Raw genomic sequence first — 4167 nt, forward strand, 5'->3', positions numbered from 1 at the left:
GTTCCACCCACTTGCGCAAGCACGATTTACCAAAAGCATGCCCGCATGTCAGATTAATGCTTTTATCCTTTGTTGGGTCAGAACATGCCGTGTCATAACATATTACACATTTAAAACCGTTAGTACTGTCCATACCAAAACCGACCTGACTGCTTAATTAATGTTGTTCAGTGGTAATGCAGACAGACATTTATATTGGGTTTTGGTTCCCTGTGAATAAGTAGCTAACCATATAAAATCATATATTTCTGACTCCTTGTGCCGACACTCACGGCAACTGCTCCCGGAGGATACAAGTAGTGGTGCTATTTGCCGAAAAAAAGCGGATTTCAGACCATTTTGCTGCCACCGAACGACTACGGTCACATAGCTATGACTATGCTCACAATGTTGTGCCTTGCATTGTAACTGTCCGATTAGCCAGAAATATACGATTCAATATGGTCAGGTACTGAGGAGGCTGTCCTGCTGCGGTTGCGATAAATTGGTCTAAAAATTCCTGCTTCTTCGTCAAATAGCTCCGCTATTCTCCTCAGAATCAGAAATTTTTAGCCTCAATTTCTCGCAATCCTTGCTACGGGCGCTATTCTCGGACAGCCTCCTGGAGGTAAACGAATTTCAGCAAAAGAAATTCGATGCCGGGCATCGGGCCGAAGCAGAAGCCCGACCGTTGGCAGAAAAAATAGTCGGAGCGGACCTATTTCCAGCCACCGGTGTCACCATCATCGACGATTTACCTCTACTGGCCAGTTTCGACGGACTGACCATGATGGAAGACCTGGTCTTTGAGCACAAGCTCTGGAATGAAAAGCTGGTTGCCCAAATTGAAGGGGTAGGCATTGAGCCTGACTATTACTGGCAGTTAGAACAACAGCTACTGGTTAGCGGTGCCGAACGGGTATTGCTTGTCTGCTCTGATGGCACCTCCGCCAAGCTGCGCTATGTCTACTACGAATCCCACGATCATCGTCGAGAGGCCCTGACCGCCGGATGGAAACAGTTTCAGGAGGATCTGCAGAATTTCGAGCCGGAAACACCTGTACAGGCACTGGAAGGCGAAGTAATTCAAGACACCACGGCACTGGTGGTACAGCTGGATGGATCCGTGATTGATTCCAACCTGCACCTGCTGGAAGAACAGATCTTCAAACGCATTGATTCCGTCAAATCAGCACTGGTTACCGATCAGGATTTTGCTGATGCCGAATCGGCGGTGAAGTTTTTCAAAAAGACGGAAACAAAGTTGAAGGACGGCAAAGAGACTGCACTTGCCCAGGTACCGGACATCGCCCGACTCTTCACCCGCATCGATCACCTGACCGAGACCATGGCTACCAAACGCAAGTCTCTGGATAAGCAGGTCAAGCATCAGAAGCAGCACATCAAAGACAGCATCGTACTGAAAGCCGTCACCACCCTGGATAAAGAACGGCAGGTGATTAATACCGAACTTACCCCCGGCTGGATCGCTGCAGTGGTTACACCTGCTGATTTTCAGGAGGTGATCAAGGGCAAAAAGAACGTATCCAGCATGCAGTCTGCGGTAAATGACCGGCTGGCACAGGCTCGGATCGAACAGAAGCAGCAGGCACAGAACATAAAAAACAATCTGGCTATGTACCGGAAAATGGCAGTTGATAAGGACTACCTGTTTCCGGATCTGGATGTGCTTCTCCATAAAGAGCAAACCGACCTGATGGCCATTATTGAACTGCGGCTGAACCAGGAAGCCAAGCAGAAGGTAGCTGACAAAGAACCCGATCCGGCGACAGAACCCGAAAAAGGCGAAGACCAACCCGATCTGCTTTACACCAATGGCAAAGTCACCGAAGAAATCTTGACCGATGATATCCACGCCATGGAAAAGTGGCTCGGCAAAGGCTCACTGGACTGCTACCGCTTTGACCGCCACGGCAACGAATACCGCATCGAACTGATCATCCGTCGTGCCGCACTGATCACCCCCGCTCAACAACTTTCTCTACAAACAGAAAAGGAGATTGCCTGATGGCCGCATCCATCAACCGTGTCACCCTGATTGGCAGACTGGGCAAAGACCCGGACTGCAAAGCCACCGCCAATGGCAATGCCGTAACCCTTCTTTCCATCGCCACCGAAGATAGCTGGAAAAAAGATGGCCAGAAACAAACTCGCACCGAATGGCACCGGGTGGTTCTCTATGGCAAACCTGCTGAACTGGCCGCTCAATATCTGGGCAAAGGCCACAGAGTCATGATCGAAGGCCAGCTCCAGACCAGAAAATGGCAGGACCAGAATGGTCAGGATCGCTACCAGACTGAAGTCGTGTACAGCGGATATAACGGCAAGCTGCTGTTTCTGGAAAAGAACCCCAATGGTCAGCAGGCTCAGCCTCAGAATTATCAATCACAGCCAGGCACGCATCAGAACCAATACACCAATGCCCGGGATGGCGGTCACACTCCCCAGCCCATGCAAACACAACAGTATGACTCCTACGACGACTCCATCCCATTTTAAAGGAGCTTTTAATGAAAGCCGGCATGAGCCCACTTACACCCGATGACCTGGCCCTGGCCATAGAGATAAAACAAAAGCAGACCGCTGGCCTCAGCTCGAAAAAGGAGGAAAAGGAACTGGCAAGAAAAGTCATGCTGGCAGACCGGATCGGTGAAGAAATGGAAGGCCGACTGTTAAATGCAGAAACCTTACTGATTGAAATGACGACGCTTATTGTTGCCATCACCGTGGGTATTAACAGTCCCCAGGCACGGGATCAGGCGATGCTGGTGACCGGGCTGATCCTGCAACGAATCCGTGAAAATGAACAGAACCCCGTCGTGCATGCAAGCGTCAAGATTCACTGAATAGTAATTACCAATAACACCTGTGGAAAAACTGAACACTGAAGTTATCCACAACATCGCACAAAAAGGAAAGTTGACTATGGACGTTAAAATTCTTACAGCCCCAGAGAACACCAAAAGCCAGATCGGTTTCTCGCCACTGGAAGCCATGGGTCAGAAACAACTGGTAGCGCCTGTTCAGGCCATCACGTTTACGCCTACCCAGCTTGGCCAAATGATGACACCGCCGCAGGATCCCCGCCAGGTAAATAAATTACTGGAAGCGGCAGGACTCCAGATCAAAATCGATAGTCAGTGGGTACCTATCGATCGGGGTCAGCCTCTGTGTGAAATCCTTGATACCGGAAAGGCCCATAATAGCGGTACGCCAGTGAAACAGGTGAAGTGGTATCAAACCGTGCTGAACCGTTTGCAATCTACTCTCCCCAATGAATCCAAAACTGAATCGATCAATCAGGATGGCCGCTATGCTGATCCTGCGGAGGTTGGTTCTGAAACCGATGAAGAGCCTATCCAGAGAAAACAAAGGCGCAAACGCAACCGCTACGAGCTGGATGATTTCTTCTCTCTGGTAGAACTGGGCGAGTTTATTGGCCGGAGCCGCCAACATGTAGTCGAGGTGTTGGAAAAACTGCGAATCATCAAATGGACCGGTCAGGGCAAAAAAGGCAAATACCTGCTTACCGACCGTGGTTGGCAATATGGCCTGATGTACGATCCAACGGAAACCTCCGAAACAGCAAGCGGCTGACCACCAGTAATGCCCAGCCGGTACTGGGTTATGACATTCTGAAATTTTTTTAACCAAGCCTATGGCCAACTTCATAAGAACCAGCTTCGATGGAAATTAGACATTCCTATGAACTGTAGAACAACTAAAACTAATCGAAAATCTTTCCCCTCAAAAAAGGAGCAAGTGGCATGGAAGTGAAAGCCCCCATTGAATGCATCAATTACTCAACTCGTGAAGCGGCAATGTTTATTGGTGTTTGTAAAAGTGCACTGGACAAGTCGAGGGTATCGGGAGAGCTGTTTGGCCAGACACCGCCCCCGTTTATAAAACTGGGCCGGTCAATTCGTTATCGGGTAGAAGATCTGAAAGCCTGGGTGGATCACCAGCAAACCTATGAGAATCTGGCAGAAGCTGAAGCGGAGAAAAAGTTCGGTCAGAATCCGAACTGATTCCGAACCTGACCATATGCACAAAAGGCTTCCATAAGGAAGCCTTTGTTTTTTCTACACTTTAAATTAGGTGCCTGGCGATGTCCTACTCTCACATGGGGAAGCCCCACACTACCATCGGCGATCGGTCATTTCACTG

6 protein-coding genes are annotated in these 4167 nt (G+C 49.3%); 5 read left to right on the forward strand and 1 reads right to left on the reverse strand.

The genetic code is table 11. The features are described from left to right. A partial coding sequence (locus KDK14_RS21900) for an RING finger domain-containing protein (protein WP_373691127.1) occupies window positions 1-133 on the reverse strand: 133 nt, incomplete at its 3' end. 537 nt (window positions 134-670) lie between these two features. On the opposite strand from KDK14_RS21900, the gene KDK14_RS20355 reads away from it, so the two are divergent. The 5 genes from KDK14_RS20355 (at window position 671) to KDK14_RS20375 (ending at window position 4028) form a co-directional block, all read left to right on the forward strand. Then, a complete protein-coding gene (locus KDK14_RS20355) occupies window positions 671-2008 on the forward strand; it encodes a hypothetical protein (RefSeq protein ID WP_257267066.1) in 1338 nt (445 codons plus the stop codon). Further along, window positions 2008-2499, forward strand: coding sequence for a single-stranded DNA-binding protein (locus KDK14_RS20360; RefSeq protein WP_257267067.1), 492 nt, complete (start codon window positions 2008-2010; stop codon window positions 2497-2499). Before KDK14_RS20355 ends, KDK14_RS20360 begins: the two co-directional genes overlap by 1 nt. A 23-nt stretch (window positions 2500-2522) precedes the next feature. After that, window positions 2523-2846, forward strand: coding sequence for a hypothetical protein (locus tag KDK14_RS20365; protein ID WP_257267068.1), 324 nt, complete (start codon window positions 2523-2525; stop codon window positions 2844-2846). Window positions 2847-2925: 79 nt separating this feature from the next. Beyond that, window positions 2926-3597 carry a hypothetical protein gene (locus KDK14_RS20370; RefSeq protein WP_257267069.1) on the forward strand — a complete coding sequence of 224 codons (672 nt, stop codon included), beginning with the start codon at window positions 2926-2928 and terminating at the stop codon, window positions 3595-3597. A gap of 170 nt (window positions 3598-3767) precedes the next feature. Next, on the forward strand, window positions 3768-4028 hold the full coding sequence (locus KDK14_RS20375) for an AlpA family transcriptional regulator (protein ID WP_174783933.1): 261 nt from the start codon (window positions 3768-3770) through the stop codon (window positions 4026-4028). Window positions 4029-4167: the final 139 nt, after the last annotated feature.

Origin of the sequence: Endozoicomonas sp. ONNA2 (genome assembly GCF_024606365.1) — a bacterium.
GTDB lineage: Bacteria > Pseudomonadota > Gammaproteobacteria > Pseudomonadales > Endozoicomonadaceae > Endozoicomonas.